This window comes from Bradyrhizobium sp. AUGA SZCCT0182 (assembly GCF_018130185.1).
GTDB lineage: Bacteria > Pseudomonadota > Alphaproteobacteria > Rhizobiales > Xanthobacteraceae > Bradyrhizobium.
Genome location: NZ_JAFCLY010000016.1, coordinates 121,896 through 148,620 on the forward strand (window position 1 = coordinate 121,896; position 26,725 = coordinate 148,620).

The 26,725-nt window shown below is 63.2% G+C and carries 26 protein-coding genes; 13 read left to right on the forward strand and 13 right to left on the reverse strand.

Annotation, left to right across the window (positions count from 1 at the left end; translation table 11 throughout):
* Positions 1-14 precede the first annotated feature (14 nt).
* From JQ611_RS18715 to JQ611_RS18730, 4 genes are read right to left on the reverse strand one after another with little or no spacing between them, the layout of a single operon-like run.
* On the reverse strand, positions 15-779 hold the full coding sequence (locus JQ611_RS18715) for an amino acid ABC transporter ATP-binding protein (RefSeq protein ID WP_212263706.1): 765 nt from the start codon (positions 777-779) through the stop codon (positions 15-17).
* The gene (locus JQ611_RS18720; RefSeq protein WP_212263705.1) at positions 776-1,633 is read right to left on the reverse strand and encodes an amino acid ABC transporter permease; all 858 of its coding nucleotides are present in this window, start codon (positions 1,631-1,633) and stop codon (positions 776-778) included. The genes JQ611_RS18715 and JQ611_RS18720 overlap by 4 nt, the downstream gene beginning before the upstream one ends.
* Positions 1,630-2,454 (reverse strand): ABC transporter substrate-binding protein, encoded by an 825-nt coding sequence (locus JQ611_RS18725; RefSeq protein ID WP_212263704.1) that lies wholly within the window; start codon positions 2,452-2,454, stop codon positions 1,630-1,632. Before JQ611_RS18725 ends, JQ611_RS18720 begins: the two co-directional genes overlap by 4 nt.
* A gap of 41 nt (positions 2,455-2,495) precedes the next feature.
* On the reverse strand, positions 2,496-3,455 hold the full coding sequence (locus JQ611_RS18730; RefSeq protein ID WP_212263703.1) for an N-carbamoyl-D-amino-acid hydrolase: 960 nt from the start codon (positions 3,453-3,455) through the stop codon (positions 2,496-2,498).
* A gap of 149 nt (positions 3,456-3,604) precedes the next feature.
* On the opposite strand from JQ611_RS18730, the gene JQ611_RS18735 reads away from it, so the two are divergent.
* A complete protein-coding gene (locus JQ611_RS18735; protein ID WP_212263702.1) occupies positions 3,605-4,504 on the forward strand; it encodes a LysR family transcriptional regulator in 900 nt (299 codons plus the stop codon).
* A gap of 28 nt (positions 4,505-4,532) precedes the next feature.
* On the opposite strand, the gene JQ611_RS18740 is transcribed toward JQ611_RS18735, so the two are convergent.
* Genes JQ611_RS18740 through JQ611_RS18750 form a run of 3 tightly spaced genes read right to left on the reverse strand, consistent with a single transcriptional unit; the run spans position 4,533 to position 7,065 of the window.
* Positions 4,533-5,573, reverse strand: a complete 1,041-nt coding sequence (locus JQ611_RS18740; RefSeq protein ID WP_212466221.1) for a biotin-dependent carboxyltransferase family protein — start codon at positions 5,571-5,573, stop codon at positions 4,533-4,535.
* On the reverse strand, positions 5,570-6,298 hold the full coding sequence (locus JQ611_RS18745; RefSeq protein ID WP_212389002.1) for an allophanate hydrolase subunit 1: 729 nt from the start codon (positions 6,296-6,298) through the stop codon (positions 5,570-5,572). Before JQ611_RS18745 ends, JQ611_RS18740 begins: the two co-directional genes overlap by 4 nt.
* On the reverse strand, positions 6,295-7,065 hold the full coding sequence (locus tag JQ611_RS18750) for a 5-oxoprolinase subunit PxpA (RefSeq protein WP_212466222.1): 771 nt from the start codon (positions 7,063-7,065) through the stop codon (positions 6,295-6,297). The genes JQ611_RS18745 and JQ611_RS18750 overlap by 4 nt, the downstream gene beginning before the upstream one ends.
* A gap of 318 nt (positions 7,066-7,383) precedes the next feature.
* Here JQ611_RS18750 and JQ611_RS18755 point away from each other — a divergent pair, with 318 nt between their 5' ends.
* The 3 genes from JQ611_RS18755 to upp are packed head-to-tail and all read left to right on the forward strand — an operon-like array spanning position 7,384 to position 10,534.
* Positions 7,384-8,634, forward strand: a complete 1,251-nt coding sequence (locus tag JQ611_RS18755; protein ID WP_212263698.1) for a GTP cyclohydrolase II — start codon at positions 7,384-7,386, stop codon at positions 8,632-8,634.
* A 30-nt stretch (positions 8,635-8,664) separates the two neighbouring features.
* Positions 8,665-9,888, forward strand: a complete 1,224-nt coding sequence (locus tag JQ611_RS18760; protein ID WP_212466250.1) for a URC4/urg3 family protein — start codon at positions 8,665-8,667, stop codon at positions 9,886-9,888.
* A gap of 16 nt (positions 9,889-9,904) precedes the next feature.
* Entirely contained in the window at positions 9,905-10,534 is a 630-nt protein-coding gene (gene upp, locus JQ611_RS18765) for a uracil phosphoribosyltransferase (protein ID WP_212466223.1), read from the forward strand.
* An 8-nt stretch (positions 10,535-10,542) separates the two neighbouring features.
* Here upp and JQ611_RS42495 read toward each other — a convergent pair whose 3' ends face one another.
* Positions 10,543-10,962: an alpha/beta fold hydrolase gene (locus tag JQ611_RS42495; RefSeq protein WP_283816759.1), complete on the reverse strand. Its 420-nt coding sequence runs from the start codon at positions 10,960-10,962 to the stop codon at positions 10,543-10,545.
* Entirely contained in the window at positions 10,880-11,323 is a 444-nt protein-coding gene (locus JQ611_RS43025) for an alpha/beta fold hydrolase (protein WP_212466225.1), read from the reverse strand. Before JQ611_RS43025 ends, JQ611_RS42495 begins: the two co-directional genes overlap by 83 nt.
* 145 nt (positions 11,324-11,468) lie before the next feature.
* On the opposite strand from JQ611_RS43025, the gene JQ611_RS18780 reads away from it, so the two are divergent.
* On the forward strand, positions 11,469-12,224 hold the full coding sequence (locus JQ611_RS18780) for a helix-turn-helix transcriptional regulator (protein WP_212466226.1): 756 nt from the start codon (positions 11,469-11,471) through the stop codon (positions 12,222-12,224).
* 30 nt (positions 12,225-12,254) lie between these two features.
* On the opposite strand, the gene JQ611_RS18785 is transcribed toward JQ611_RS18780, so the two are convergent.
* The gene (locus JQ611_RS18785) at positions 12,255-13,091 is read right to left on the reverse strand and encodes an alpha/beta hydrolase (RefSeq protein WP_212466227.1); all 837 of its coding nucleotides are present in this window, start codon (positions 13,089-13,091) and stop codon (positions 12,255-12,257) included.
* A 186-nt stretch (positions 13,092-13,277) separates the two neighbouring features.
* Between JQ611_RS18785 and kynU the strand changes: the two genes are divergently transcribed.
* Both kynU and kynA read left to right on the forward strand, forming a co-directional pair.
* A complete protein-coding gene (gene kynU, locus JQ611_RS18790) occupies positions 13,278-14,471 on the forward strand; it encodes a kynureninase (protein ID WP_212466228.1) in 1,194 nt (397 codons plus the stop codon).
* On the forward strand, positions 14,468-15,337 hold the full coding sequence (gene kynA / locus JQ611_RS18795) for a tryptophan 2,3-dioxygenase (protein ID WP_249133270.1): 870 nt from the start codon (positions 14,468-14,470) through the stop codon (positions 15,335-15,337). Before kynU ends, kynA begins: the two co-directional genes overlap by 4 nt.
* 3 nt (positions 15,338-15,340) lie before the next feature.
* Here kynA and JQ611_RS18800 read toward each other — a convergent pair whose 3' ends face one another.
* From JQ611_RS18800 to JQ611_RS18810, 3 genes are all read right to left on the reverse strand, one after another.
* The gene (locus tag JQ611_RS18800) at positions 15,341-16,123 is read right to left on the reverse strand and encodes an aspartate/glutamate racemase family protein (RefSeq protein ID WP_249133271.1); all 783 of its coding nucleotides are present in this window, start codon (positions 16,121-16,123) and stop codon (positions 15,341-15,343) included.
* 79 nt (positions 16,124-16,202) lie between these two features.
* A complete protein-coding gene (locus tag JQ611_RS18805; RefSeq protein ID WP_249133272.1) occupies positions 16,203-17,390 on the reverse strand; it encodes an ABC transporter substrate-binding protein in 1,188 nt (395 codons plus the stop codon).
* Positions 17,391-17,653: 263 nt separating this feature from the next.
* Complete coding sequence (locus JQ611_RS18810) at positions 17,654-18,223, reverse strand: winged helix DNA-binding protein (protein WP_212263692.1); 570 nt, start codon at positions 18,221-18,223, stop codon at positions 17,654-17,656.
* Positions 18,224-18,300: 77 nt separating this feature from the next.
* On the opposite strand from JQ611_RS18810, the gene JQ611_RS42730 reads away from it, so the two are divergent.
* From JQ611_RS42730 to JQ611_RS18845, 6 genes are read left to right on the forward strand one after another with little or no spacing between them, the layout of a single operon-like run.
* Positions 18,301-21,132 carry a branched-chain amino acid ABC transporter permease/ATP-binding protein gene (locus JQ611_RS42730; protein WP_312012028.1) on the forward strand — a complete coding sequence of 944 codons (2,832 nt, stop codon included), beginning with the start codon at positions 18,301-18,303 and terminating at the stop codon, positions 21,130-21,132.
* Positions 21,129-21,848 carry an ABC transporter ATP-binding protein gene (locus JQ611_RS18825; RefSeq protein ID WP_212263691.1) on the forward strand — a complete coding sequence of 240 codons (720 nt, stop codon included), beginning with the start codon at positions 21,129-21,131 and terminating at the stop codon, positions 21,846-21,848. The genes JQ611_RS42730 and JQ611_RS18825 overlap by 4 nt, the downstream gene beginning before the upstream one ends.
* Positions 21,849-21,853: 5 nt before the next feature.
* Positions 21,854-23,023, forward strand: coding sequence for a thiolase family protein (locus tag JQ611_RS18830; RefSeq protein ID WP_212466229.1), 1,170 nt, complete (start codon positions 21,854-21,856; stop codon positions 23,021-23,023).
* Between the two features lie 13 nt (positions 23,024-23,036).
* Positions 23,037-24,281, forward strand: a complete 1,245-nt coding sequence (locus tag JQ611_RS18835) for an SDR family NAD(P)-dependent oxidoreductase (RefSeq protein WP_212466232.1) — start codon at positions 23,037-23,039, stop codon at positions 24,279-24,281.
* Positions 24,278-25,105: a cyclase family protein gene (locus tag JQ611_RS18840; protein WP_249133273.1), complete on the forward strand. Its 828-nt coding sequence runs from the start codon at positions 24,278-24,280 to the stop codon at positions 25,103-25,105. Before JQ611_RS18835 ends, JQ611_RS18840 begins: the two co-directional genes overlap by 4 nt.
* Positions 25,102-26,712 (forward strand): ATP-dependent acyl-CoA ligase, encoded by a 1,611-nt coding sequence (locus JQ611_RS18845; RefSeq protein WP_212466234.1) that lies wholly within the window; start codon positions 25,102-25,104, stop codon positions 26,710-26,712. The genes JQ611_RS18840 and JQ611_RS18845 overlap by 4 nt, the downstream gene beginning before the upstream one ends.
* Positions 26,713-26,725 lie beyond the last annotated feature (13 nt).

The following is a 26,725-nucleotide window of genomic DNA, read 5'->3' on the forward strand; positions in this document are numbered from 1 at the left end:
TGAAAATGTCCCCATCAGATCACCGCGGAAAGAAACGATTTTGTGCGCACTTCACGGGGCGCGCCGAGAACTTCGGCAGCGGGCCCGGACTCCACGATCGCGCCATGGTCCATATAGATGACGGTGTCGGCGACCTCGCGCGCGAAGCCGAGTTCGTGCGTCACCACCATCATCGTCATGCCGCTGCGGGCAAGCTCCTTCATGACGCCGAGCACCTCTCCGACCAGTTCGGGATCGAGCGCACTGGTGGGCTCGTCGAACAGCATCAGCATCGGCTTCATGGCGAGCGCACGGGCGATAGCCACCCGCTGCTGCTGCCCGCCGGAAAGCTGGGAGGGATAGGCATCGGCCTTCGCCACCAGCCCGACGCGCCGCAGCAGTTCCATCGCCTCCGCCTGCACCTCAGCCCGGTTGCGGCCCTGCACCTGCACCGGACCTTCGGTGATGTTTTCCAGTGCTGTCTTGTGCGGAAACAGGTTGAAGCGCTGGAACACCATGCCGGTCTTCAGGCGCTGGCGCGCGACCTGCCGCTCGGTGAGGCGATGCAACCGCCCGCCCTCTTCCCGCACGCCCAGCAGCTCGCCATCGAGCCAGATGCCGCCGCTGTCGACCGGCGTAAGCTGGTTGATGCAACGCAGCAGCGTCGTCTTGCCCGACCCTGACGCACCGATCAGGCAAAGCACCTCGCCTGCCCGGACGTCCAGCGAGACCTTGTTCAGGGCCTGAAACTCCCCGAAATTCTTGCTGACCGATCGGATGGCGACGAGGGGTTGGGTCATCGGGTGATCTGCAATGCGCCACGCGCGAAGCGGCGCTCGAGCAGCATCTGCAGAGGCGTCAGAATTGACACGACGAGCAGATACCACGAGCCAGCGACGATCAGGAGTTCGATCACGCGCGAGTTCGCGTAATAGATGTTCTCCGCGGCGTGCAGCACCTCCGGATACTGAATGACGCTCGCCAGCGACGTCGCCTTCACCATGCCGATGAACTCATTGCCGAGTGGCGGGGTCACCACCCGCATCGCCTGTGGCAGAATGATCCGGCGCAGCGCGCGCAACCGTCCCATGCCGATCGCCTGCGCGGCCTCATATTGTCCGACGTCGACCGACAGCATGCCCGCCCGCATCACTTCGGACGTATAGGCGCCCTGATTGATGCCGAGACCGAGAAGGGCTGAAAGGAACGGCGTCATGACGTCGACCGCCCGGGCCTCCCACAGGCCGGGAATGCCGATCGTCGGAAACACCAGCGCGATGTTGAACCACAATAGCAGTTGCAGGATCAGCGGTGTGCCGCGGAACAGCCACGTATAGCCGGCTGCGACCGATTTGAGCACTGGATTGGGCGACAGCCGCATGATCGCGGCGACGACGCCGAGCACGATGCCAAGGGTCATCGCAAGCACCGCCATCACCATGGTGTTGACGATGCCTTCGAGGATCGCCTTCGCAGTCAGAAAGCGACCGACATAGCTCCATTCGATCTGACCGTTGACGAAGGCGCGACCGATCGCAGCCAGCACCACGAGAATAGCCGCCGCGGCAAGCCATCGCTGCCAATGCACCTGACGCGCGACCGTCATGCCGGAGATGTCGGGGAAGCCTCCGGCCAGCGCGGGCGCCGTTCTCATTGCGTGGCCGCATTCATCATCGGCTGGGCGACCGCGTTCGCACCGAGCCCCCATTTCTCGAGGATGGCCTTGTACGATCCATCCTTCATCATCGCGGCGAGATGCTCCGTCACCACCTCGCGCAATGCCACATCGTCTTTCCGGAACATGATGCCCTGATAGCCGGTGGAAAACGGCTCACCGATAACGCGGTATTTCCCGACCTCCTGTGCCTGGGCGTAGGGCAAGGTTTCGCTGCCTTGCACCGCGGCGTCGATGCGGCCCTGCTTGAGCTGGTTGCGGACATCGATGCTGTTTTCGCCCGGAACATATTGCACAGCGGGCTTGCCGGTCGCTTCGCAGTTCTGCTTGCTCCACTTCTCGATCTCGATCGGGAAGCTGGTGCTGCGCGTCGTTCCAACCTTCTTGCCGCAGAGATCGATGGCGGCCTTCGCCGCATTTTCAGCCAGGACGAAGAACTGCGGACCTGTCGCCAGATAGTCGATGAAATCAGCGGTCTCGCGCCGCGAGGCGCGATCCGAAATGCCGCTGATGATGAAATCCGCGCGCTTGGTCTGCAATGAGGGGATGAGCTCGGCGAACGGCGTTTCGCTCCAGATGATCTTCACGCCGAGGCGTTTCGCAAGCTCGTTCGCGAGATCGATGTCGAGCCCGACGAGTTGGTTCGTCGTCGGATCGCGGTACTCCATGGGCGCGTAGGTCGAATTGACCGTCAGCCGCAACGTGCCCGCTTGCTTGATCGTTTCGGGCAGTTCGGCGGCCTGCGCAGTTGTAGTGGCAAGGAGGGCGGCGAAACCAGCGGAGTACCAGAGGCGTGTCATATCAGCTCCTTCGGCCCACGGCCGCGACTGGACGCAGCATGTTAAATCGCATCGAGATCAGCCGGTTCGACGACGCCCGCGCGCTCCGTAATAGCCATGTATTGCTCCGGCCGCCGATGCGCGGCGAAATTGAACATCTTGTCCTTGCCTTGGCGGCAGAGATCAAGATCGAGGTCGGCGACCACGATTTCATCCGCGAGCGTCTGCGCCTCTGCAACAATCCGGCCATTCGGATCGACGATGCAGGAGCCGCCGATCAGTCCGGAGCCGTCCTCGTTCCCTGCCTTGGCGACCGAGATCGCCCAGGTCGCGTTCATGTAAGCGTTGGCCTGCGTTACGAGCTTTGAATGGAAGGTACGCAGCGCCGCATCTTCGGAAACACCGCCGTTGGGATCGTAGGCCGCGGAATTGTAGCCGATACACACCAGCTCGACGCCCTGCAGGCCCAACACGCGCCAGGCTTCCGGCCAGCGGCGATCGTTGCAAATCATCATGCCCATGATCGCGTGGCGCCAATCCTCCCCCGCCCGAAAGGCAGGAAATCCGAGATCACCATATTCGAAATAGCGTTTTTCGAGCTGCTGGTAGCGTGCGCCGGCCCGCGGCTCGACCGAACCCGGCAAATGCACCTTGCGATAGCGGCCTAGAATTTCGCCGTCGCCATCGACCAGGATGGAGCAATTGAAGCGCTGACCATCCGAGGTCAGCTCGGCATAACCGACATAGAAGCCGATCCGCAGCGCCCGGGCGCGATCGAACAAGGGCTGCACGGCCGGATTCGGCATGCCGCGCTCGAAATAATGCTCGAGCGCTTCACCCTCGATCAGCCATCGCGGGAAGAAGGTCGTAAACGCCAATTCGGGAAAAACCACCAGCGTTGCGCCACTCGCCGCGGCCGCCTCCAACAGTTCCAGCATCCGGCCAAGCGTATGCTCTCGCGGATCCGCTTTTTGCGTCGGCCCCATCTGAGCGGCGGCGGCGCGGAGAACTCGAACCAACATTGCCTCCAATCTGAGCGGATTGCTTACGCAGGAGGCGGACAAGCCCGCTCCGGCAACGCCCCGATGCAGAGGTGGTTACGCGAAAGCGCGGGCCAAAACGCAATCACTCGTGCTATGATATTTTCACCGAGACAATAACCGGTGGTTATATGAACCTGCGCCAATTGGAGATCCTGCGGGCGGTCATCCGCCATCGGACCACGGTCGCGGCGGCCGACGAACTGGCGCTGTCGCAGCCGGCGATCAGCAATGCGCTCAAGGCGATGGAAGCACAGGCGGGTTTCGCCCTGTTCGAGCGCGTCAACAACCGGCTGTTCCCGACATCGGAGGCGATGACGCTCTACAAGGAAAGTGAAGCGATCTTTGCGCTGCACGCCAAGCTCGAAAATCGCGTGCGCGATTTGCGGGAGTGCCGCACCGGCCTTCTATCGATCGTGGCGACGCCGCCGCTGGCCTACAGCATCATTCCACACGCTCTATCGGACTTCCTGCGCCGCCGTCAGCAGACGCGCGTCTTCTTCGACGTACGGCGCTACGAGGGTATCATCGACGGCGTCACGAGCAGGGTCGCAGAACTCGGCTTCGCGCTTGGGCTTTCACATCATCCCGGCATCGCGCACGAGGTGGTTCACACCGGCGAAATGGTCTGCGTCTTGCCGCCGAACCATGCGCTGGCCGAACGGCCGGTCATTTCAGCCACCGACCTCGTCGGCTTGCCCTTCATCGGGCTGGAGCGCGGTACGCGATTGGGTGAAGCCGTGCGCGAGAGTTTTGCGCAAGCCGGCGCGCCGTTCCAGCCGACCGTCGAAGTGCGATACTGCAATACGGCCTGCGTGCTCGCGGCCGCCGGCGTAGGCGCTGCGGTCGTCGATCCGTTTTCGCCGCGCCAGGGCGGCGGCCAGGGCCTTATCGTCCGGCCTTTCACGCCGAAAACCGTGGCCGTGGCGTATATGCTGTGGTCTGAGGCGGAGCCTCTGTCGCGTTTGGCCAAGGCGTTCCTGAACGAAGTCCGGCAGGCGAGCCGCGCCCTGGACCGGGACGGCGCTTAGGCATTGAACCCCGTTGATGGCCGGAGCCTCATCCGGAGGCCTCAGCGCCGACAACACCGTCGATCAGATTGAGGCCGAGCAGAAATTCGGAGCTGAGTTCGGTGCGCGTCAGCGGCTCGACGACAATGCCGCGCGCCAGCAACGCGGCCTCGCTGCGGCGCGCTTCGACCGCCTGTCCGATCGTGACCGCCGCGAATCTGAACACCGCTCCCGGTCGCGCCTGCGCCAGCCGGCCAAGATCGGGACCGATGATGTTTGCAATCTTCGGATAACCGCCGGTTGATTGGCGATCGGCCATCAGAACGATCGGACGGCCGTCTCCCGGCACCTGGATCGCCCCCATGGCGATCCCGTCAGACACGATGTTGTAGCCACGCGCGTGCGTCAGCCGGGGTCCGTCAAGATAATACGCCATGCGATCGACCTTGGCGGAGACCGTCCAGGGCCCGGCAAGAAACGCGGCGATCTGGTCGTTGGCGAAGTAGTCGTGCTGAGGGCCTAGGACCACGCGAATGGTGTCGAGGGGACGGTCGAGCCATGGTGCTGCGATGGCGCTCAGCGACGATGTCGAAGAAGCGGATCGCTCGATGGCGAGACGATCGCCCGCGGCAAGCGCGCGGCCATTCACGCCGCCAAAGCCGGTGCGCGTGTGGGTGGCGTGAGAGCCCAGCACCTTTGGCACGATAAAGCGGCCCGCCACCGCCAGATAGCACCAGGAGCCGCGACCGCCGGCGCGAATTTTCAGCACGGCGCCTGCCTCCAGATTGAGTACCACCGCCGGTGGGAGCGACCTGCCGTCGAGGCTGAGCGAGAATTCGCCGCCGGCAACGGCGACACAGAGCGGTCCAGATTCAGCGGTCACCTCTAACCCACCGACGGATACTTCGATCGCGGTTGCGCCCGCGGGATTGCCGACCGCAAGGTTTGCCGTGGCGTGCGCCAGTTGATCCATCGGGCCTGCGGCAGTGACACCAAAGCGCAGATAGCCGTGCCGGCCGGCGTCCTGCAGCGTTGCACCCGGCCCGGCCGACAGGATGCGAAGGATCGCCTCCGAAGCGTCAGCCCTCATGCGGCACGCTTGCGGGCAACGATTTCGCCGCTCCCGGCGCGTTGCGCCAGATCGCGAAATGTCGCGAGATCGATCGGTTCGAACCGCACGAGATCGCCGGCCTGGATCAGAAAGGCGTCTTGGCGTTCCGCGGCAAAGAGGCGCTCCGGCGTTTGGCCGATGACATACCAACCGGTCGGCATCACGAACGGCACCACGGTGCCAAGACCACCTCCGATCGACACCGCACCGGCCGGATGCGGCGGTCTTGGGGTCGCGCGGCGCGAGATCTTCAGCTGCTCGGGTACGCCGCCCAGATAGATCTGGCCAGGCGTGAAACCACACATATAGACGCGATACGTCGCCTTCGTATGCAAAGCAACGGCGTCATCCCGCGTGAGGCCGAGAATCCTGGCGGCCTCGTCGAGGTCCTCGGCCAGCGCGGGATCGTAACAACAAGGCAACGTCCAAATGGTGCCCTCGCCCCGCCATTCGGTAAGACCCGTCATCATACGGCGCACGATGGCAACCAGCGTTTCCCTGTCGATCCCAAGCGGATCATAGTGAATCATCAGCGAGCGATAGGTCGGCACGAATTCACGCGTTCCTGTCGGAGGATCGGCACGCAAAGCCGCGTCGAGGGCAAGCACCCTGTCGTTAATCACGGGATCAACGGTGTCACCGAATTCGACGACGAGGGCGGCTTCCCCCGCGTCGAGAAAGCGCGGATCGATCTGCAGTGTCATGCGGCCATCGGCTTGAACGGCTTCAGCGTAACACCGGCCTTTTCCAATCGCGCGCGCACGAGGCTGGCGGTCGCAACCGCATGGTCGGAATCGCCATGAACGCAGATCGAACGGATCGGTGTCGGCAAATGCTTGCCGCTTGCGGTGATCACCGCCCCCGCCTGCACCATCGCGAGCACGCGCGCGGCAGCTTCTTCAGCGCCTTCGATCATTGCGCCGGGCTGACCGCGCGGGATCAATTGCCCGGTTTCGGTGTAACCACGGTCGGCATAGATCTCCTGATGAATTTCAAGTCCCGCGGCTTCACCGGCCGCGACCAGCTCCGTCACCGCGATGGCCAGCAACGCCAGATTAGGATCGACCGCCCGAACCGCCCGCGCTACCGCGTCCGCAACGTCGCGTTCCTCGCAGGCGATGTTGCCGAGCGCGCCGTGGGTCTTCACATAGGTGATGCGATGACCGGCGTAAGCCGCAAGCGCCATGGCCGCGCCGATCTGGTAGGCGATGAGCCTTTCGATCTCGCCATTCGAGAACGGGAGACGGCGGCGACCAAAACCCCACAGATCCGGAAACCCGGGATGGGCTCCCACCGCGACGCCGCGCTTGCGCGCGACGGCAAACGTCCGCGCCATCACCTCGGGGTCGCCGGCATGAAGCCCGCAGGCCACGTTGGCCGAGGTGACGATGGAGAGCATGGCGTCATCATCACCGCAGCGATATGTCCCAAACCCTTCGCCAAGATCGGAATTGAGATCGACTGACGGCATGGCTGCCTCCTTGGCGGTGCGGATGTTGACGAATGAACGTCACCTTCGCCGCGAAACACGGGATCGTAAAGTCGGGAGGCATCGACCGATGCCGATATCTGCCCTGCAATACCGCGGGGGCAAAAGAACAGGCATCGCGGCACCGCACCCAAAAGGTTAACAGGCCGGGAGGGCCTCCGTGGCGCGTTCTGATCGCCGTTGTAATCGGCCAAGATTTGATTATATTGCTCTCTCAGCTGCAACCGCTGCTGAATTTAACGTTGGTGTGACCAGGCCCGTCTGTCCAGGCGGGCCGTCGCCGTTTCAGGGTTCGTAGCGATGACTCGTTCCAATCGGGTTGATCATATTCGCATTACGTCGCACCCGGCTCCGGGTGCCAAGCTCAACTTTCCAATCAGCTGGGGCGCCGCCAGCGCGCGTGAGCGCGGACCGGTGATCGGAACGGTGTCGCGCCCGCAGGACCGCAACGTCATCGGCACCCATGGCGGCTCCTATTCAGTCTATCGGGCACTGGCCGTCTCCTCCGGCGCGCTCGATCCGATCCGGCGCCCGGATCTCACCAACACCCACCCCGCCGAAACCATTGGGCCGTTTCCGCAATGGACCGATCCGCAGCGGATCGTTTCGCTGGATCCCTGGGGACATCTCGCCGCCGAAAATTTTGCAACCGAAATCGCCGAGGGCATCGACATCCGCCCGAGCATTGCCATCACCCGCGCGCGCCTTGACCTGCCCGAGTTGCAGGCGGCGATCGAAGCCGGACGGCTCAAGCACGACGGCGAGTTCGTGCACAAGAACGGCAGTGTCTCCGTGGTCAAGATCGCGATCGACCCGGTGTGGTACCTGCCGGGCCTGGCCGAGCGCTTCGCGACCACCGAAAACAATTTGCGCCGGCAATTGTTCGAGCAGACCGCCGGCATGTTTCCGGAACTGGTGACACGGCCCGATCTGCAGGTTTTTCTGCCGCCGATCGGCGGCACGACCGCCTATCTGTTCGGCGACGTTACCAAGCTGCCGGACCACCGCACCAAGATCACCTGCCGCGTGCATGACGAGTGCAACGGCTCCGACGTGTTTGGTTCTGATATCTGCACCTGCCGTCCGTACCTCATTCACGGCATCGAGGAATGCGCGCGCGCCGGCCAGACCGGCGGTCTCGGCATCATCATCTACAATCGCAAGGAAGGCCGCGCGCTCGGCGAAGTCACGAAGTTTCTGGTCTACAACGCGCGCAAGCGTCAGGAAGGCGGCGATGCCGCGGCCCAGTATTTCGAGCGCACCGAATGCGTCGCCGGCGTGCAGGACGCCCGGTTCCAGCAATTGATGCCGGATGTGGTGCATTGGCTCGGCCTGAAGCGGATCGACCGCTTCGTATCCATGAGCGACATGAAGCACGACGCGCTGACCGGCCAGGGCATCGAAATCGTCGAACGCGTGCCTATCCCCGACGACATGATCCCAGCCGACGCGCATGTGGAAATCGCGGCAAAGAAAGCCGCCGGCTACTACACGCCCGAGCCGCAAGAAAGTCCGGACAATCCGGTCGGCCGTCCGCTCGAAAAATTTTGAGAGGGCGCTGTGTCCCCCGCAGATCCGGAGATGTCGGCCGCGTTGTCATTGCTGAACGCCAGCGCGGTCCGTGAGCGGGCGCATCGCATGCTCGCAATCGGCCTTGACGACAGGCTGCCGAATTTCCGTGTTCACCTCGATCGCATGGACAGCGCCGTCGATTTGGTGCTGGAGACCACGCGCAAGGCCTATCCCTCCTTCGACGTTCCCTTTCATTCGCGCTGGCGGCACTTCGTCACCAATGGGGATAATCGCTGGGCCGATATCGCCGGCCGGACCAAATGGCTCGGTCGGGCGGCCCGCGCCCGGGCCGAATTCGATCTGGCGATCGTCAGCGTCTTCCTCGATGCCGGCGCCGGACCGTCGTGGCGCTACCACGATCCGAAAACCGGATCTGACATCGGCCGTTCGGAAGGATTGGGGCTCGCCAGCCTCGCGATGTTCGCGGGCGGCGCATTCTCCACCGATCCGCAGGAACCGCTGCGCGCCGATGGCGAGATTCTTGCAAATCTGGCCGTCGCCGACCTCGAGAGCGGCATGCAGGTCTCGGATACCAATCCGCTGGTCGGAATGGACGGTCGCGCCGAGCTAATGCGCCGGCTGGGCCAACTGGTGGTCTCGAAGCCGGATGTGTTCGGCAGCCAGGACACGCCGCGGCCCGGCGGCCTGTTCGATCGATTGGCGAAACTCGCCTACGGCGGAAAGCTTCCCGCGCCAACCATTCTTGTGGAGTTGCTGCAACAGCTCGGCCCAATCTGGCCATCGCGGCTGACGCTGGGCGGAATCCCGCTCGGCGACTGCTGGAAGCATCCAGCATTGACGACAGCGGATGCCACAAATGGACTCGTGCCGCTGCACAAGCTCTCGCAATGGCTGGCTTACTCCCTGATCGAGCCGCTGCAAACGGCCGGCATCACCGTGACCGATATCGATGGCCTTACCGGCCTCGCTGAATATCGCAATGGCGGACTGTTCATCGATATCGGCGTACTCGCGTTTCGCGATCCGGAGGCCGCGCAAAGGGAACACGAGGTCGCCTCGCCGCTGGTCGTGGAATGGCGTGCGCTGACGGTGGCGCTGCTTGACCGCATCGCCGATGGTTTACGACACCGGCTCAAAGCCGATGCCACCTCGATGCCATTGGCAAAAATTCTCGAGGGTGGCACCTGGGCGGCGGGTCGATTGCTGGCGCGCGAACGCCGCGCCGACGCTTCGCCGCCGGTGAAAATTATCAGCGACGGCACTGTTTTCTAGATTTGGGATTAGCAACATGGACGGCGTCACGATCGTTAGTCATCCGCTGGTGCAGCACAAGCTGACGCTGTTGCGGAAGAAGGAAGTTTCGACCAAGTCGTTTCGCGAACTCCTCAAGGAGATCGGGATGCTGCTGTGTTACGAAGTCACCCGTGACCTGCCGCTGGCCGACGTCGAAATAGAAACGCCGCTTGCGCAGATGATGTCGCCGCAGATCGCGGGCAAGAAGCTGGTGTTCGCACCGATACTGCGCGCCGGCATTACGTTTGCCGACGGCATGCTCGATCTGGTGCCGACCGCGCGTATCGCGCATATCGGTCTTTACCGCGAGCCGGAAACCTTCGTTGCCGTCGAATATTTCTTTAAAGCCCCGAGCGATCTGCACGAGCGCCTGGTGATCGTGATTTCACCGATACTGGCGACGGCGAACTCCGCCGTCGCCGCGATCGACCGGCTGAAAGAGCGCGGCGCCAACGACATCAGGCTGGTGTGCCTGATCGGCGCACCGGAAGGCGTCGAGCGCGTGCGCGGCATTCACCCGGACGTTCCGATCTGGCTCGCCGCGATCGACCAGGGGCTGGACGACAACGCCTACATTGTGCCCGGTCTCGGCGATGCCGGTGACCGTGCCTATGGCACCAAATAGGTTGGCGATCAAACTGCAGCGCGGAGCGCGCTGTTGAATTGCTCGGCCTTGGTCAGGAACGCGCAGTGTCCCCCGCCAGGAATGAGAGCGAGCTTGCCGCCAAGCGTATCAGCCAGGAACTGGCTTGCCGCCGGCGGACAGACCATGTCTTCAGTACCGCAGAGCACGCTGACCGGTTCGCGGATCGAGCCCAACAGGGGACGAAGATCGCTGCCGCCGAGATTCTGCATGCAGGTCAAAGTGACGCGCGGCGGTGTCGCCAGCATGATCTGCCTGACAAAGTTCATATCGTCCTCAGAATTGGCTTCCGGGAACATCAAGCGACAGAAGCCGTCGACGCCCGCGTCATAGTCGGTTGCCAGCGCCTGCCCGAGTTGCTCGGCGGCCGCCGGCGGCACCGCGTGCGGCCAATCGGGTCGCTGAATCAAGCATGGCGTCGTACCGATCAGCTCGCGAGGCTATCCCAGGAAACGTGGCCGCAAATGCCAGCGCGATGGCTCCGCCCATCGACCAGCCGGCAATGATCGGCCGCGTCAGATTGAGATGATCGATGACGCATTTCAAATCGGCGACAAAATTCTCCCCCGAGTACCCGGTCTCCGGCTTGTCGGACTGGCCGAAGCCGCGGAGATCGACGGTGACGACCCGATAGTCAGCGGACAGCGCACTGACCTGCCGCTTGAAGACGGCACCGCTCATCATGATGCCGTGCAGAAACACGATGGGCGTATCGCCATGTCCTTCCGACTCGACGTGGAGGCGGCATCCGTCCGGCATTGAGATCTTCATGTCGCTCCTCGTCTTGATCCACCGGGAGGTGATGGGGCGCCCCTCCCGCGCTTGACGCACCCCACGCTAGCTTTCACAATATTTGCCCACTATCCCTGTTTTCTGGGATGCGCCTCACTGCACGACAGGAGCCCTCGGCAACGCCATGGCGCTTAGTCTTTCTTCCAAGGATGTGACGCTCCTGAAGCGGGTGAGCGAGGCCCTGCTCCAGCCATTGGCTCCCGATTGGCTGCTGACAGCGCCAGGCGTGGCCTTGGATCTGCAGCACCTGCTATCGATGGATTTCATCGGGACCACCCTGTGGAATCCCGCCAGTGGCCGCTACGAAAACGCCATGTGCGTCGGCCGCGGAATGGACATGGCGCGGGCCTATGTCGCGGAATTCCAGGGCTGTGACCCTATTTCGCCGCGGCTTCGGCACCGCAAGGGTCCGACGCCGATCTATTCGGTGATCCGCCGCGATGAACTCGAGCGCACGCGCTACTTCCACGAATTCCTGCGGACCTACCGGACCATCGACGGTATCGATCTCCATCTCCATGACGGCGGTACGAACGTTGGCGACTTCAGGTTCTGGCGCGATCGAGGCCGCACGCCGGTCGGGTCGCGCGAGATGTTGCTGCTGGGACTATTGCAGCCGGTGCTGCTGCGGGCGACCCGAGAGCTGCGCAACCAGAGCCTCGCCCCCGCTTCGCTTTGCTTTCAGCAACTGACGGTCAGGGAACGGCAGATAGCTGCGGGCGTCGTGAACGGCTTAACCGATCGCGCCATCGCCAGATCACTGCAGATCAGCTATTGGACCGTCCGTTCGCATCTCGACCATATTTTCGAGAAGCTCGCGGTGGGCAATCGCGCGGCCCTCGTCGCGCGGCTTCATCGTGGACCTTCCGCGACCGAATAAACACGTCGATGTCTACAAAGTCATGGTGAACTACGCGGCATCGGCCAAGAGGGTCCGGACGATCGGATGATTCCGGTCGGTCAGGCCGTCAATGACGTCAAAATGGTGGCGACCGGGTTCTTCGATCGTGCAGGTTTGCGCGCCGAGCCCGGTCCAGATGTTGGCAAGCAGGGCGTTCTGGCGGACGAATTCCGGGCGCTCCGCGCTGCCCACCCAGCAGGTCACGCGGGCACCGGGCAAAGGCTGCAGGAGCGCGGGGCTTTCGGTTTGCGCTTCGGCGTCGTCGATCCGCAGCTCGGCATTCATCGTGGTCTTCAGCATCGGGCGAAGGTCATGGACGCCCGAGATCGAGACGGTATTGCGGATGCGCGCGCGGGCGGGCTCCGACAGCGGCGAAGTCGCCGAAATCATGCGCGTGACCAGGTGTCCGCCTGCGGAGTGGCCTGTCAGGAAAATCGGGCCTTCCACCATCGAGGCCGCCTGCGTGATCGCGGCGGCAATTTCGCGCGTAATGTCGGCAACGCGAACGGCGGGGCATAGTGTGTAGGAAGGCATCGCCACCGCATAGCCGCTTTCGACGGAGCCGCGCGCGAGGTGCGACCAAAAACTCTTGTCGAGGGCGCGCCAGAACCCGCCATGAACGAAAACGACCAGGCCCTTGGGCTGGCCCTCGGGGCGGAACAGATCGAAGCGGTTTCGCGGCCGCTCGCCATAGCCGACATCAAGCGTCGTGCGGCCACTCCCCCCTAGTTCATCGCGATAGGTCTGGGCGGGCTGCACCCAGGCCGCCGGCCAGCGTTCGCCACCGGGGATGTTGGGGCCATTGGCGTAGGCGTCGTTCCAGTCGGAAATCTGATGAAAGATCATGCGGGTCGGTTTCCGTTTGGTCTTGAGTAGCCGGCGCAGGCGCCTACGATCAGGATTCAGTTGGGTGATATCTACTCACATCGGCCGCCTGCAGGACAAGTCCAAAAGTATTTTAGACATATAACTTATGGGCTTGAAACAATTCGCCGCCATGCGAGTATCCGCCGCCTGCGAACGAGGCCAATGATGACCGATTTCACGCGAACGCGATCCCTGTTCCATATGCCGGATGGCGTCATCTATCTCGACGGCAACTCGCTCGGTCCCCTCCCCGTTGCGGCGACCGATCGCGTCCGCAGCATGATGTCCGAGCAATGGGGGAAACAGCTTATCAGGGGCTGGAACAGCGCCGGCTGGATGGCTCAGCCGCGCCGCATCGGAGATCGCGTCGGCCGGCTGATCGGCGCGCCTGAAGGCACCTTGGTGATCGGCGACACCCTGTCGATCAAGGTCTATCAAGCGCTTGCCGCAGCGCTCGAACTCAATTCCAGCAAGCGTGTGATTCTGTCGGACAACGGCAACTTTCCAACCGACCTCTATATGGCCGAAGGTCTGCTCAGATCGCTCGACAAGGGATACACGCTCAAAATTGTCGCCCCCGAGGAAGTCGAAGACGCCATCGACGCAACGATTGCGGTGCTGATGCTGACCGAGGTCGACTATCGCACCGGCCGCCTTCACGACATGAAGGCCTTGACGCAGAAAGCGCACGCCGCCGGCGCATTGACGGTTTGGGACCTCGCCCACTCCGCGGGAGCCATCCCGGTCGACGTGTCAGGTGCCAAAGCCGACTTCGCGGTCGGCTGCACCTACAAATATCTCAATGGTGGTCCCGGCGCGCCGGCCTTCATCTATGTCGCACCTGACCATGCCGACATGGCGCGGCCGGCACTTTCCGGATGGATGGGGCATCAGGCGCCGTTTGCCTTCGATCTTGATTACCGGGCCGGCGCCGGCATCGAACGGATGCGGGTTGGAACGCCTCCCGTCATTGCGATGGCCGCGCTCGACGCAGCGCTCGATGTCTGGGAGGGCGTCAGCATGAACGAGGTCCGCAAGGCGTCGATCGCGCTGGCCGATCTGTTCATCCGCGAAGTCGAAGCCCGCTGTCCGGAGTTGACGCTGGCCTCGCCGCGGGACGGCAACAAGCGCGGCAGCCAGGTGTCGTTTCGCCACCCGAGCGGTTACGCGATCATGCAGGCGCTGATCGCGCGCGGCGTGATCGGCGATTTTCGGGCTCCCGACGCAATCCGCTTCGGCTTTACGCCGCTCTACATCGGCGAGGCCGAAATTCGCGCGGCTGTCGATGCGATCGAGGACGTCGTGAACAATCGCCGCTGGGATGCCGCGGAGTATCGCAAAATGGCTGTCGTGACATGACCGAAAAACCCGTGACCGAAAAACCCTTGACCGAAAAACCTTTGGACCCCTCCCGCGAGGGAGCCCAGATGTCGTTCGACGGGCGGATGTCCTACAGTGATTACCTGCATCTGGAACGCGTATTGGACGCGCAGGAACCGCTTTCGGATGCGCATGACGAACTTCTGTTCATCATACAGCATCAGACCTCCGAACTCTGGATGAAGCTGGCGATCCACGAAATCCGCTCCGCCATCAAGGCCATCCACAACGACAAGCTCCAACCCGCGTTCAAGATGCTGTCGCGCATCGCCCGAATCTTCGAGCAGCTCACGGGCGCCTGGGATGTTTTGCGGACGATGACGCCGAGCGAGTACACCGAATTTCGCGACCAGCTCGGCCAATCGTCAGGCTTCCAGTCGTACCAGTACCGGGCGATCGAATTCCTCGCCGGCAACCGCAATGTTGCAATGCTTGGCCCTCATGCCCACCGCGGCGACATCGTCGCGAAGCTGGAGGAGATTCTGAGCCAGCCCAGTCTCTACGACGAAGCCCTGCTTCTGCTGGCGCGCAACGGCTTCGACATCGGCGAAGATGCGCATCGAACGGATTGGCGCCTGACGCGGACCGCAAATGACAAGGTGCTGGCTGCCTGGAAGACCGTCTACGCATCTCCCGACAAACACTGGATGCTGTACGAGCTGGCCGAAAAACTGGTCGATTTCGAAGACTATTTTCGCCGCTGGCGCTTTAACCACGTCACGACGGTCGAGCGCATTATCGGCCTAAAGCGCGGAACCGGCGGTACGTCGGGCGTTTCCTATTTGCGCAAGATGCTCGAGGTCGAACTCTTTCCGGAGCTTTGGAAAGTAAGAACGGAGCTTTAGGCCCTAGCCGAGCTTCGGATGCGTCATGAATTCCTCGATGATCTCCGCTGGCGGCTTGACGAATTCCCCCGCGCGACTGACGCCGAGGCCGGTGAGACGGCGAAGTTTTACCGCCATTTCAGCCATCTTCACCACGATCGGTATTCCGTTGATGACAGGCGCGCCGTCGATCGCGTGATTGCGGAGCGCAGCAAACAGCAGCATCGGGATGCCGCCGCCCGGGATCAGCACTTCGACACCCTTGGCCACCAGCGGCCGCGCCTGTTCGGCGAACAGCTCTTCGACCTCACGCGCCAGCGCTTCCGATTCATAGGCCTTCAAGATCTGCCCCGGCTCGAACGTCATGGCGTGGGTGCCCGCAACGCGGCGCTCCAGCCCGTATTTAGTGATCTGGTGATGGAACCAGGGAATGTAGCGGGGATTGATCGTGATGATGCCGCTGCGTTGGCCGAGCTGGCAGCCGTGGAGCATCGACGATTCGCCGAGCGCCAGAACCGGAATATCGACCACCGAGCGGGCTTCGTATAAACCCGCATCCTGGAAGTGGCCGATCACGAAGGCATCGTACCCCTCGCGTTCAGCCCGCACCGCATTGCAGATCACTTCGCGCGCACAACGGAATTCGACGATGGCGTGGGCATAGGAATCGTGCGGCGTAATGCCCTTGATGTCGATCGTGGTGCCGGGCTCGACAACGTCATCGAGATGTTTGCGCAAACGATCCCAATAGGTCTTGCCGTTCTCGTAGTCGACGTAGCTCTGATACCAGATGCGGATCGGCTTCATGGCAGGCGTCTCCTTCCGCGCGCGTCCCTAAGGACGGCGCGGCGTTTGATGAATGCGGCGCGATCGTCGGGGCCGTGGCTCAGCCCAGCAGTTTCCACTGCCCCTTCTCGAGCGTGACGATGACGCGAGCGCGTTCGTCGACACCGGAATTGTCGTTCTGGGTATAGTTGTAGACGCCATGCGAGCCCACCACGTCCTTGGTGCGGTAGAGCTCATCGCGCAACGCCGCGCGGAAGGCAGGCGTGCCGGGCGGTGTCGACGCGAGCGCGCGCTTGGCCGCGGCGGCGAAAACCAGCCAGCCGTCGAAGGAATAGGCCGAGAAGGCGTCGGTCGATGCCACGTTGTTGGCCTTGAGGTGAGCGGCGCGGAATTCCAGACCGACCTTCTTCACCGGATTGCTGTCGGGCAATTGTTCGGCGACGATCACCGGCCCGGTCGGCGCCAGAACGCCTTCGACCGCAGCACCACCGACCCGGATGAAGTCAGGGTTGATCAGGGCATGCGTGCCGTAGATCGGGCCGCGAAAACCGCGCTCGCGCAGCGCCAAAAACGGCAGCGCCCCCGGCGTTCCCGAACCGCCGGTCATGACGGCATCGGGCTGGGCGGCCATGATCTTGAGCGTTTGTGCGGTCACCGTGGTATCGGGACGCGCATAGCGCTCGTCTGTCAGGATCTTGATGCCAATGGGCGCGGCCGTCTTGGACAGCGCGTTGAAGACGAGATCGCCCCAGGCGTCGCTGAAGCCGATATAGCCGAGGCTCTTGATGCCGGCTTTTTGCATTTGCGCGACCACCGCCGCGACCATCAGCGGTGGCGGTTGCGGAATCGAAATCGCCCAGAATCCCCCGTCACCCTTGCCCGCCGTCGGCGGAAGCGGCGAGATGGAAACGAACGGCACCTTCTGCTCGCCGGCGACCGCCGCCATCGCGACCGATCCCGGCAGGCCCGACGTCCCGATCAACAGGTCGACCTTTTCTTCTTCGACTAGCTTGCGGGCATTGCGCGTGGAAGCCGATGGATCGCCGCCATCGTCCATCTGGACCAGCCTGATCTTATGGCCTTCGATCGTGTCGAGGTAAGCCATGGCAGCGGCAATGCCCCTTGAATAGGGAATGCCGATGGAGGCGCCCGGTCCGGTCTGACCGGTCACGAAACCAACGGAGATGGGAGCGGACTGCGCCCGAAGGATCGCGGGAGCCGCGACGAAACCGGAGAGTGCTGCACCGCCGACGAGAACGTTTCGGCGCGAAATCATCTGTCTGCTCATCGTCGCTACCTCCTGTTGGGCCGCCGGTCAGTCGACGGGGGCCGGGCTACTGAAGAAGTGGGAGACCGGAGCGATGGCAGGCCGACGGCGGCACGGCCGCCGGTTCGTCCCCGCGTCGTGGCTTGATTTACTGTTCACAGCCGCGCCATCCGCCATTCCGGACAAAAATTGTTTTAGACATAAAATATAAAAGCGTGCAGTATGGCCCCAGTCAAGAGGCAATTCACATGATCAACTTACCGATTAAAGTTGCAATTCATGCCTTATGGCCGAAGGCCGAGGGTGTCGCCGATCTGGCTCGACAGGATCGTGCTGGCCTGATCGTAGAGACCGGTCATCACATGGAGGATCGAGGTCGCCTGCTGCAGTGCGTCCTGGGTGCCCGACATGCTGCCGACCAGACGCACCAGTGTGTCGCGCCGGTGCTGCAGATAAGCGTCGACGATGGCACGGCCGGGCTCGGTGGGCACGTAAGTGGTGTTGCGGCGCGAGGCTCCATTGCTCGCTTTCTCGATAAAGCCCAGGGAAAGCAGCTTTTTCAGCCCGTATTGCAGGTTGGCAAGGTCATCGCGATGCAGAAGCCGCGCCACATCGCTCAGGCCCTTCGGCGTGCCATTGAGATGAAGCACATGCAGGATCGAGGCCTCCGTACCGCCCAGCGCGTTCGTTGGCATGGCGCCCAGACAGTCGCGCCGCCAGCGCGCGAACGCCGAACCGAAATGCCAGGCGGCATATTCGAACGCGTTCACGGTCTGCTCGATCGGCGAAATTTCGGCGGCCGGCTCCGAGACTACTGCCGTTATTTGTGCCGAAACTGCTTGTTTTTTGGCCACAGAATGCCTCCTCAAATATCAATTTCAAACAGCAATTTAATGTATTAACCTGACTAATCAAGGTGCTGGATCGCATGATGACTGAAATCGCCATCATTCTGCTGCTCGATGGGATCGCCAATGGAGCGATCTATCTGCTGGCGGGCCTCGGCCTCGTGCTGATCTTTTCGGTCACCCGCGTCGTGTTCGTGCCGTTCGGCGATATCACGGCGTTCTGCGTACTCTCGATCGCCGCGTTCGAACTTGGCCGGGTGCCAGGCACGATCTGGGTGGTCGCGATCCTGGCCGTCATCGCAACCGTTGTCGATGCGGCCGGTCATTACCGGTCAGGCGAACACGCGCGGATCCCGCGTTCGATATTCATGTATGGCCTGCTGCCGCTTATTCCCTGCGTACTGGCCTGGGTCGCCGCATCGTACGCCCTGCCCCAGGCGGTGCAGATCATCCTTGCGCTGGTGCTCGTGCTGCCGATCGCCCCGCTGCTCGACCGCATCGCGTTCCGGCCCGCCGCCGATGCTTCCGTGCTGGTTCTGCTCATCATCGCGCTGGCGGTTCATTTCGCGATCAGCGGACTGGGCCTGATGGCCTTTGGCGCCGAAGGATTCCGCATTCGTCCCTTGGTCAATGGCATCTACAGCTTCGGCGGCGTCATCGTATCGGCGCAGGTCCTGCTGATGCTGGTCACCGCCGCCCTGCTCAGCCTGCTGTTCTTCCTATTCTTCGAGCGCTCGATGTCGGGCCGGGCGCTGCGCGCGACCGCGGTCAACCGCATCGGCGCCCGGCTCGTCGGTATCCGGCCGGCACGCACCGGCACCATCGCCTATTTCATTGCCTCGCTGCTCGCCGGCGTCTCCGCCATCCTGATCGGCCCGACCACGACGATCTATTACGATTCCGGTTTCATGATCGGGCTGAAGGCTTTTATCGGCGCCATCATCGGCGGCTTCACCAGCTATCCGATCGCAGCTCTCGGCGCCGTGTTTGTCGGCATCATGGAAAGCTTCGCCTCGTTCTGGAGCAGTTCCTACAAGGAAGTGATCGTGTTCGGCCTGCTGATCCCGGTGCTGCTCTGGCAGTCCTGGAAATCAGCCGGGCATGCCGATGAGGAAGGCGAGGAAATGGAAATGCCCGACGCGATCACGCTGATCGCGCCGCTTCGCATCGGCCTTCTCAGCGCCGCCGTCATCGCCCTGCTCATCGCCCCTGCACTGCTCGGCAGCTTCGCCATTACGCTTCTCAACTATATCGGCATCTCCGCGCTGGTCGCGCTCGGGCTGGTGTTGCTGACCGGTATCGGCGGCATGACGTCTTTCGGGCAAGCCGCCTTTGTCGGCATCGCCGCCTATGCGACGGCCTGGGCGACCGTGACGCTCGATTTGTCGCCGTGGATTGGATTGCTGCTGGCGCTGGCAATGACCGGGCTTGCGGCGCTCGCGATCGGCGCGCTGACGCTGCGGCTAGGCGGGCATTTTCTCTCGCTCAGCACAATCGCCTGGGGCATCTCGATCTATTTCCTGTTCGGCAATGTCCCGGGCCTCGGGCAGAACACCGGCATGGCCGGCATCCCGCCGATCACCATCGCCTCGGTCTCATTGATTTCCTCGCAAATGATCTTCTACCTGATCTGGCTGATGGTCGGGCTCGCCATGCTGGCCAGCGCCAATCTGCTCAATTCGCGCGAGGGCCGTGCGATCAGAAGCCTGCGCGGCGGCGGCATTCTGCTGGCGAGCCTCGGCGTCAACATCTTCCGAATTCGCCTTGTTACCTTCGTGATCGCGGCCCTGCTCGCCGGATTGGCCGGCTGGCTCTATGCGCACATGAACCGGTTCATCAGCCCCGCCCCGTTCGACGTCAAGCCCGGCATCGAATACCTGCTGATGGCGATGGCGGGCGGCGCCGGCCATATCGCGGGCGCAGTTGCCGGTTCCGCCTTGATCACGCTGCTCAAGAACTGGTTGCAGGATGTGCTGCCGCTGGTGACGAAGAACCCGGCGCAATTCGAGATCATCGCCTTCAGCGTTCTCCTTGTCCTGCTGCTGCAGAATGCCCGGGGCGGCCTCATCGCGTTCATCGCCAAGCACCTGCCCAAGGGCACGCGCCCGGCGCCTGCGGCCGCCGAGGCGATGCCGCGCCGCGCGTTGCCGGAAAATGGCACGCTGATTCTGAACGTCGAAAACGCCGTGAGGACGTTTGGCGGACTGACCGCCGTCAACAAGGTGAGTTTTGATCTCAAGGCCGGTGAGATCCTGGGCCTGATCGGTCCGAACGGCGCCGGCAAGAGCACGATGTTCAACCTCTTGACCGGCGCGTTGCAGGCCAACGCCGGCCGGATCAGTTTCCTGGGCGAGGACATCACGTACCGTCCACAGATGGAAATCGCACGCATGGGCATCGCGCGCACGTTTCAGCACGTGAAGCTGCGGCCGAACATGAGCCTGATCGACAACGTCGCGCTCGGCGCCTATGCGCGCACCGCGACCGGTTTCCTGAAGAGCGCGCTTCGCCTCGATCGCACCGAAGAGCGGCGGACGCTGCACGAGACCCAGCGGCAGTTGCAGCGCGTTGGTCTCGGCGACAAATCTTACGAACTCGCCGGCAACCTTCCGCTCGGCGGACAGCGCATCCTCGAAGTTGCCCGCGCGCTGGCGGCCGATCCCGTGCTGGTGGTGCTGGATGAGCCGGCCGCAGGCTTGCGGCCGCCCGAGAAGGAAGCGCTTGCCAAGGTCTTGCGCCAGATTCGCGATGAAGGCGTCACGATCCTGATCGTCGAGCACGACATGGATTTCGTCATGGGCCTGGTCGACCGGCTGGTGGTCATGGAGTTCGGCTGCAAACTGGTCGAGGGAAATCCGGCAGCGGTCCGCGCCGATCCGAAGGTGCAGGAAGCCTATCTCGGAGGCGTATTATGAGCGCGATGCTCGAAATATCAGATCTTCATGTGGCTTACGGCAAGGTCGAAGCCGTACGCGGCGTTTCGCTATCGCTGCAGAGAGGCCAGATCGTCACGGTGATCGGGCCGAACGGCGCGGGCAAGACCACCCTGCTTGCGGCCACCATCGGCCTTTTGCCATCGCGCGGCCGGCTTATCTTCGAAGGCCAGGATTTGTTGAAGCTCGACGTCGAGGCGCGTGTCGAGCACGGCTTCTGCCTGGTGCCGGAGACGCGGGAGCTGTTCGGAGAGTTGACGGTCTACGACAATCTCGTGCTCGGGGCCTACCCGCGCCGTTCGGATCGCGCCTTCGTCGCCCGCGCGCTTGAGGAGACGTATGGACGCTTTCCACGCCTTGCCGAACGTCGTTCCCAGCGCGCCGACACGCTTTCCGGTGGCGAACGCCAGATGCTCGCGCTTGGCCGCGCGCTGATGTCGGCGCCGCGGCTCCTGATGCTCGACGAGCCCAGCCTCGGCCTCGCGCCGCTGATCGTGCGTGACATCCTGCGCATCGTCGCTGGCCTGCGCGATGCCGGAGTCTCGATCCTGCTGGTTGAGCAGAATGCGAAGGCGGCGCTTGAAATCGCCGACTACGGCTATGTGCTGGAAACCGGCGAAATCGTGCTCGACGGTGAAGCCGCTAGCCTGCTCGGCGATGCCCGCGTGCAGGCAACTTATCTGGGCGGAGGGCATTGACCGCCATGGCAAACCGCATTGCAAGTTACGACGGGGTCGCCGTCGCGGTACCCGTCACCGTGCCCTATGAGCGCTTCTCCATCCGCGGCGCGCACTGGTTCATCGCCCGCGCGCTGAAGGCCCTGGTTGATGGCGCCGGGATTTCCAAGGATGAAATCGACGGCCTGTGCGTGGGGAGCTTCACGCTGGCGCCCGACAGCGCCGTCGGCCTGACCCAGCATCTCGGCCTTTCGCCGCGCTGGCTCGATCACGTGCCGATGGGCGGCGCATCCGGCATTGTCAGCCTCCGCCGCGCCGCGCGCGCCGTCCAGGCGGGTGACGCCGAGATCGTTGCCTGCATTGCCGGCGACACCAACCACGTCGACAGCTTCCGGCTCAGCACGGCGACCTTCAGCATGTTTGCGCAGGACGCGGTCTATCCCTATGGCGCCGGTGGGCCCAATACCAGTTTCGCCTTCCTCACCGCCTATTACATGCGCACCTATGGCGCGAAGCCTGAGGATTTCGGCAAGCTCTGCGTCGCGCAGCGTTCCAACGCGTTGCAATTCCCCCATGCGCTGTTCAAGAAGCCTTTGACCCTGGACGAGTATCTTAACGCCCGACCGGTGGCCGACCCGCTTCGGCTGTTCGATTGCGTGATGCCTTGCGCCGGCGCCGAAGCCTTTCTTGTCATGAGCGAAGACCGGGCCCGGCGCCTCGGATTGCCGCACGCGCGGCTGCGAGGTGCCATCGAGCGGCACAACGCATTCCCTGATGATCCCGTGCAACACCGGGGCGGCTGGGCAATGGACCGCGACCGCCTGTACGAAAGCGCAGGCATCGGGCCTGAAGACATCGACCTGCTCGAGGCCTATGACGATTATCCTGTGATCTGCGTGTTGCAGATCGAGGATCTCGGCTTCTGCGGCAAGGGCGAAGGGCCGGACTTCATTCGTCGCCACACATTCGAAGCGAACGGCAGCTTTCCCTTCAACACATCGGGTGGACAATTATCTGTCGGCCAGGCCGGTGCCGCCGGCGGCACGCTCGGAATCGTCGAAGCGCTCCGGCAGGTCACGGGACAGTCGCTTGGCGCGCGGGTCGAGAACGCCCGTCATGCGCTGGTCTCCGGATTCGGCATGATCAACTTCGACCGGGGACTATGCACCGGCGCCGCCATTCTCGCCGCAACATGATTGGGACTTGATGATGAGTGAAACAATCAAACGGCCCAAGCGCAAGAACCCGATCCTGAAGACGCGCGCGCCGACACTGCCGCCGGACCGCCGCAGCCGCATTGCGCTCGGCCTCGTTCGCGGCGCAGCACTTGGTAACCTCGAACTGCAATGCTGCGCGGCCTGCGGCGCCGTGCAATATCCGCCGCGCGAGGCCTGCGTTCGCTGTCTGTCGGCCGAACTCGAATGGACCGTGATGAGCGGACGGGGCGAACTCGTCAGTGAGACCACGTTGCATCATTCCCAGGAACTGTTCTTTCGCGAGCGCATGCCCTGGCGACTTGGACTGGTCCGCCTGGCCGAAGGCGTCAGCCTCGTCGTCCACCTCGACGCGCGCTGTGGCCCGGCGCCGTCTCCGGTCATAGTGGAGGCGGTGCTCGACCGCGCCGGCCAGGCCGCACTCGTCGCCAAGCCGGATGGTGGCAATACCGCCCTCGCCGACGAGCCGAAGCTGCGCAATTTCACGTCGGATCCGAGATTCCGCAAAGTGCTGGTCACCGACGCCAAATCGGCGGTCGGCCAGGCTGTCGTGAAAGCGGTGCTGGAGGCCGGCGCCGATCTCGTCTGGGCCGGCCATTGCGAACCCTGGAAGAACCCGCCAGGCTGGCCGGCGATCGCCGAGCTACCCAAGGTGACGCTGGTCCCGCTCGATGTCACCGACACCAAGTCGGTCAATGAGCTTGCCGCCGAACTCGGCTTCAAGGTCGACATCGTGATCAACACATCAGAACATCATCGCACGTTTGGCATTTTCGGCCGTGCCGGCGTCGAAACCGCACGGGCGGAGATGGAGACCAATTGCTTCGGCCTGTTGCGGCTGGCCCAGGCGTTCGGTCCGGTGATGCAGTCGCGCGGCGCCGATGGCGAAACCAGCGCGGTGGCCTGGGTCAATCTGCTGTCGATCTATGCGCTGTCCAATTTTCCGCAGCACGCGACCTATTCGGCGTCGATGGCCGCGGCCCTTTCGGTCGCGCAGGCGCTGCGCGCCGAAATGCGCGTCGCCGGCATCAGGGTCGTCAACATCTTTCCGGGTCCGATCGACGACGAATGGAATCAGCTGCTGCTGCCGCCGAAATTGGCGCCATCGGCGGTCGCCCGCGCCATCGTCGGCGCGCTCAAAGGATCGGTCGAGGACGTCTATCCCGGCGATATCGCGCAGGACTGGCTCGCCCGTTTCCGCGACAATCCCAAGGCACTGGAACGGGAGCTTGGCCGATGAAACCGCACGATCCAGCGCCCGGCATGGAAATTCTCGCAGGCTTCACCACGGCGCTCGCCACCGGCGCGATCCGCATCATCGATCTGACGCAGACGCTTGGTCCGGATTTTCCGAGCATCGTGATGCCGCCGGAAATAGGCCAGAGCCGCGCCTTCCGCATGGAAGAAATTTCGCGTTACGACGAACGCGGCGGCGCCTGGTACTGGAATAATTTGTCCTTTGGCGAACATACCGGCACGCATTTCGACGCCCCGATCCACTGGGTCTCGGGCCGCGACCTTCCCAACAGCTCCACCGATACGATCCCGGTTGCCGATTTCATCGCGCCCGCCGTGGTCATCGACTGCTCGAAGGAATCCGCACAGGATGCCGACTTCCTGCTGACGCCGGATTTCATCAAGGCCTGGGAAGCCGTGCACGGCAAAATCCCGCCGCGGTGCTGGGTGCTGATGCGCACCGACTGGTCGAAGAAGACCGATCCGGCGGCCTATCAGAATTTCGACGACGTCGGGCAGCACACACCGGGTCCCGATCCTGACGCCGTGCGTTTCCTGCTCAATGAGCGCGACGTGCTCGGCTTCGGCACCGAAACCATCGGCACCGATGCGGGCCAGGCGGCGCATTTCCTGCCTCCCTATCCGTGCCACTACTACATGCACGGTGCCGGACGCTATGGCCTGCAATGCCTGACGAATCTCGACCTGCTGCCACCGACCGGCAGCTCGCTGATCGCGCCGCCGCTGAAGATCCAACAGGGCAGCGGCAGCCCATTGCGCGTGCTGGCGCTGGTGCCTTCAAATCATGCGGGAGCGCCCCGCTCGTGAGCCTCCATGCGCCCGGCATGATTCCGCTGCCGCCGGAAGACCGGACGCTGCCGCGCATGCTCGAGATTCAGGCCGGAAGCCACGGCGACCGGACCTTGGTCTCGTGCGCAACTGATTCATGGACGTTCCGCGAGGCGCGCGACATCGCGGCCGGCCGTGCCGCGACGTTGCGCGCTGCCGGCGTTTCGGCCGGCGACCGGGTCGCGATCCTCTGCTCCAATCGCCTCGAAATGCTGGAGATCGTTTTGGGGTGTGGCTGGATCGGCGCCATCGCTGTCCCGATCAACACCGCCGCGATGGGACCGCAGATCGGTTACTACCTGTCGAATAGCGGTGCACGGCTGTTCGCGATCGAGGCGCAATTCGTCGAACGCCTGGCCCATGTCCCCGAAGGCATGGCCTCACTTGGTTCGATCTGGGTGATCGGCGCCGATGCCCCGCCCAAGGGTGCAGCGCCGTTGATGGAAGCCATGCCGCCACGCGCAGCCCCGATTTCGGCAGCGCCCGTCAGCCCCGGCGACACGCTCGCGATCATCTATACCAGCGGCACCACCGGTCCATCCAAGGGCGTGATGTGCCCGCATGCACAATATTATTGGTGGGGCATCCACTCCGGCCGCATGTTTGGCCTGACGGCAGACGACGTGCTTTGCACGACCCTGCCGCTGTTCCATATCAATGCCCTCAATACTTTCGCGCAGGCGCTTCTCAGCGGCGCGCACATGGTCCTCGAACCGCGTTTCTCGGCCTCCGGTTTCTGGCCAGCCATGATCCGCAACGAAGCAACGGTGATCTATCTGCTCGGCGCCATGGTGCCGATCCTGCTGGCGGGTGAACCGCGAGCGGACGAACGCGGGCACAAAGTCCGCACCGGGCTCGGACCAGGGGTTCCGGCTAATCTCGGCGCGACATTCGCTGCGCGCACTGGCGTTACACTGCTCGAAGGTTACGGCTCGACCGAAACCAATTTCGTCATCGGCGCATCGCCGGAAACGCAGAAGCCGGGAACCATGGGCCGTATCATCGATGGTTTTCAGGCCCGCGTCGTCGATATCAGCGACGTTGAATTGCCGGATGGCGAGGCCGGTGAGCTGGTGCTGCGCGCCGACGAGCCGTTTGCGTTCGCGAGCGGCTATTTCGGCATGGCCGAGAAGACCGTGGAAGCCTGGCGGAATCTCTGGTTCCATACCGGCGATCGGGTTATCCGTGACGAGAACGGCTATTTCCGCTTCGTGGACCGGCTCAAGGACGCGATTCGCCGCCGCGGCGAGAACATCTCGTCCTATGAGGTCGAGCAGGTGCTGCTGGCTCACCCTGACATCGAGATGACGGCGGTCTTTCCCGTGCGCTCGGAACTTGCCGAGGATGAAGTGATGGCCGCGATCGTGGTGCGGCCGGGAGCGGCGATCCCGCCCGTCGAACTGATGCAATTCTGCGCCCTGCGTCTGCCCTATTTCGCGGTGCCTCGCTTCATCGATTTTGTCGCGGACCTGCCACGGACGGAGAACGGCAAAATCCGGAAATACGAGTTGCGCGAGCGCGGCGTGACCGCGTCGACCTGGGATCGCGAAGCGGCCGGCTACCGGCTGAAGCGGGGTGCCGTGTAATGGATAATTATTT

Bases quoted from the DNA above. Each gene is read 5' to 3' on its own strand.
- JQ611_RS18715 (WP_212263706.1), bottom strand. From the start codon at position 779: ATGACCCAACCCCTCGTCGCCATCCGATCGGTCAGCAAGAATTTCGGG.
- JQ611_RS18720 (WP_212263705.1), bottom strand. From the start codon at position 1,633: ATGAGAACGGCGCCCGCGCTGGCCGGAGGCTTCCCCGACATCTCCGGC.
- JQ611_RS18725 (WP_212263704.1), bottom strand. From the start codon at position 2,454: ATGACACGCCTCTGGTACTCCGCTGGTTTCGCCGCCCTCCTTGCCACT.
- JQ611_RS18730 (WP_212263703.1), bottom strand. From the start codon at position 3,455: ATGTTGGTTCGAGTTCTCCGCGCCGCCGCCGCTCAGATGGGGCCGACG.
- JQ611_RS18735 (WP_212263702.1), top strand. From the start codon at position 3,605: ATGAACCTGCGCCAATTGGAGATCCTGCGGGCGGTCATCCGCCATCGG.
- JQ611_RS18740 (WP_212466221.1), bottom strand. From the start codon at position 5,573: ATGAGGGCTGACGCTTCGGAGGCGATCCTTCGCATCCTGTCGGCCGGG.
- JQ611_RS18745 (WP_212389002.1), bottom strand. From the start codon at position 6,298: ATGACACTGCAGATCGATCCGCGCTTTCTCGACGCGGGGGAAGCCGCC.
- JQ611_RS18750 (WP_212466222.1), bottom strand. From the start codon at position 7,065: ATGCCGTCAGTCGATCTCAATTCCGATCTTGGCGAAGGGTTTGGGACA.
- JQ611_RS18755 (WP_212263698.1), top strand. From the start codon at position 7,384: ATGACTCGTTCCAATCGGGTTGATCATATTCGCATTACGTCGCACCCG.
- JQ611_RS18760 (WP_212466250.1), top strand. From the start codon at position 8,665: ATGTCGGCCGCGTTGTCATTGCTGAACGCCAGCGCGGTCCGTGAGCGG.
- upp (WP_212466223.1), top strand. From the start codon at position 9,905: ATGGACGGCGTCACGATCGTTAGTCATCCGCTGGTGCAGCACAAGCTG.
- JQ611_RS43025 (WP_212466225.1), bottom strand. From the start codon at position 11,323: ATGAAGATCTCAATGCCGGACGGATGCCGCCTCCACGTCGAGTCGGAA.
- JQ611_RS18780 (WP_212466226.1), top strand. From the start codon at position 11,469: ATGGCGCTTAGTCTTTCTTCCAAGGATGTGACGCTCCTGAAGCGGGTG.
- JQ611_RS18785 (WP_212466227.1), bottom strand. From the start codon at position 13,091: ATGATCTTTCATCAGATTTCCGACTGGAACGACGCCTACGCCAATGGC.
- kynU (WP_212466228.1), top strand. From the start codon at position 13,278: ATGACCGATTTCACGCGAACGCGATCCCTGTTCCATATGCCGGATGGC.
- kynA (WP_249133270.1), top strand. From the start codon at position 14,468: ATGACCGAAAAACCCGTGACCGAAAAACCCTTGACCGAAAAACCTTTG.
- JQ611_RS18800 (WP_249133271.1), bottom strand. From the start codon at position 16,123: ATGAAGCCGATCCGCATCTGGTATCAGAGCTACGTCGACTACGAGAAC.
- JQ611_RS18805 (WP_249133272.1), bottom strand. From the start codon at position 17,390: ATGAGCAGACAGATGATTTCGCGCCGAAACGTTCTCGTCGGCGGTGCA.
- JQ611_RS42730 (WP_312012028.1), top strand. From the start codon at position 18,301: ATGACTGAAATCGCCATCATTCTGCTGCTCGATGGGATCGCCAATGGA.
- JQ611_RS18825 (WP_212263691.1), top strand. From the start codon at position 21,129: ATGAGCGCGATGCTCGAAATATCAGATCTTCATGTGGCTTACGGCAAG.
- JQ611_RS18830 (WP_212466229.1), top strand. From the start codon at position 21,854: ATGGCAAACCGCATTGCAAGTTACGACGGGGTCGCCGTCGCGGTACCC.
- JQ611_RS18835 (WP_212466232.1), top strand. From the start codon at position 23,037: ATGAGTGAAACAATCAAACGGCCCAAGCGCAAGAACCCGATCCTGAAG.
- JQ611_RS18840 (WP_249133273.1), top strand. From the start codon at position 24,278: ATGAAACCGCACGATCCAGCGCCCGGCATGGAAATTCTCGCAGGCTTC.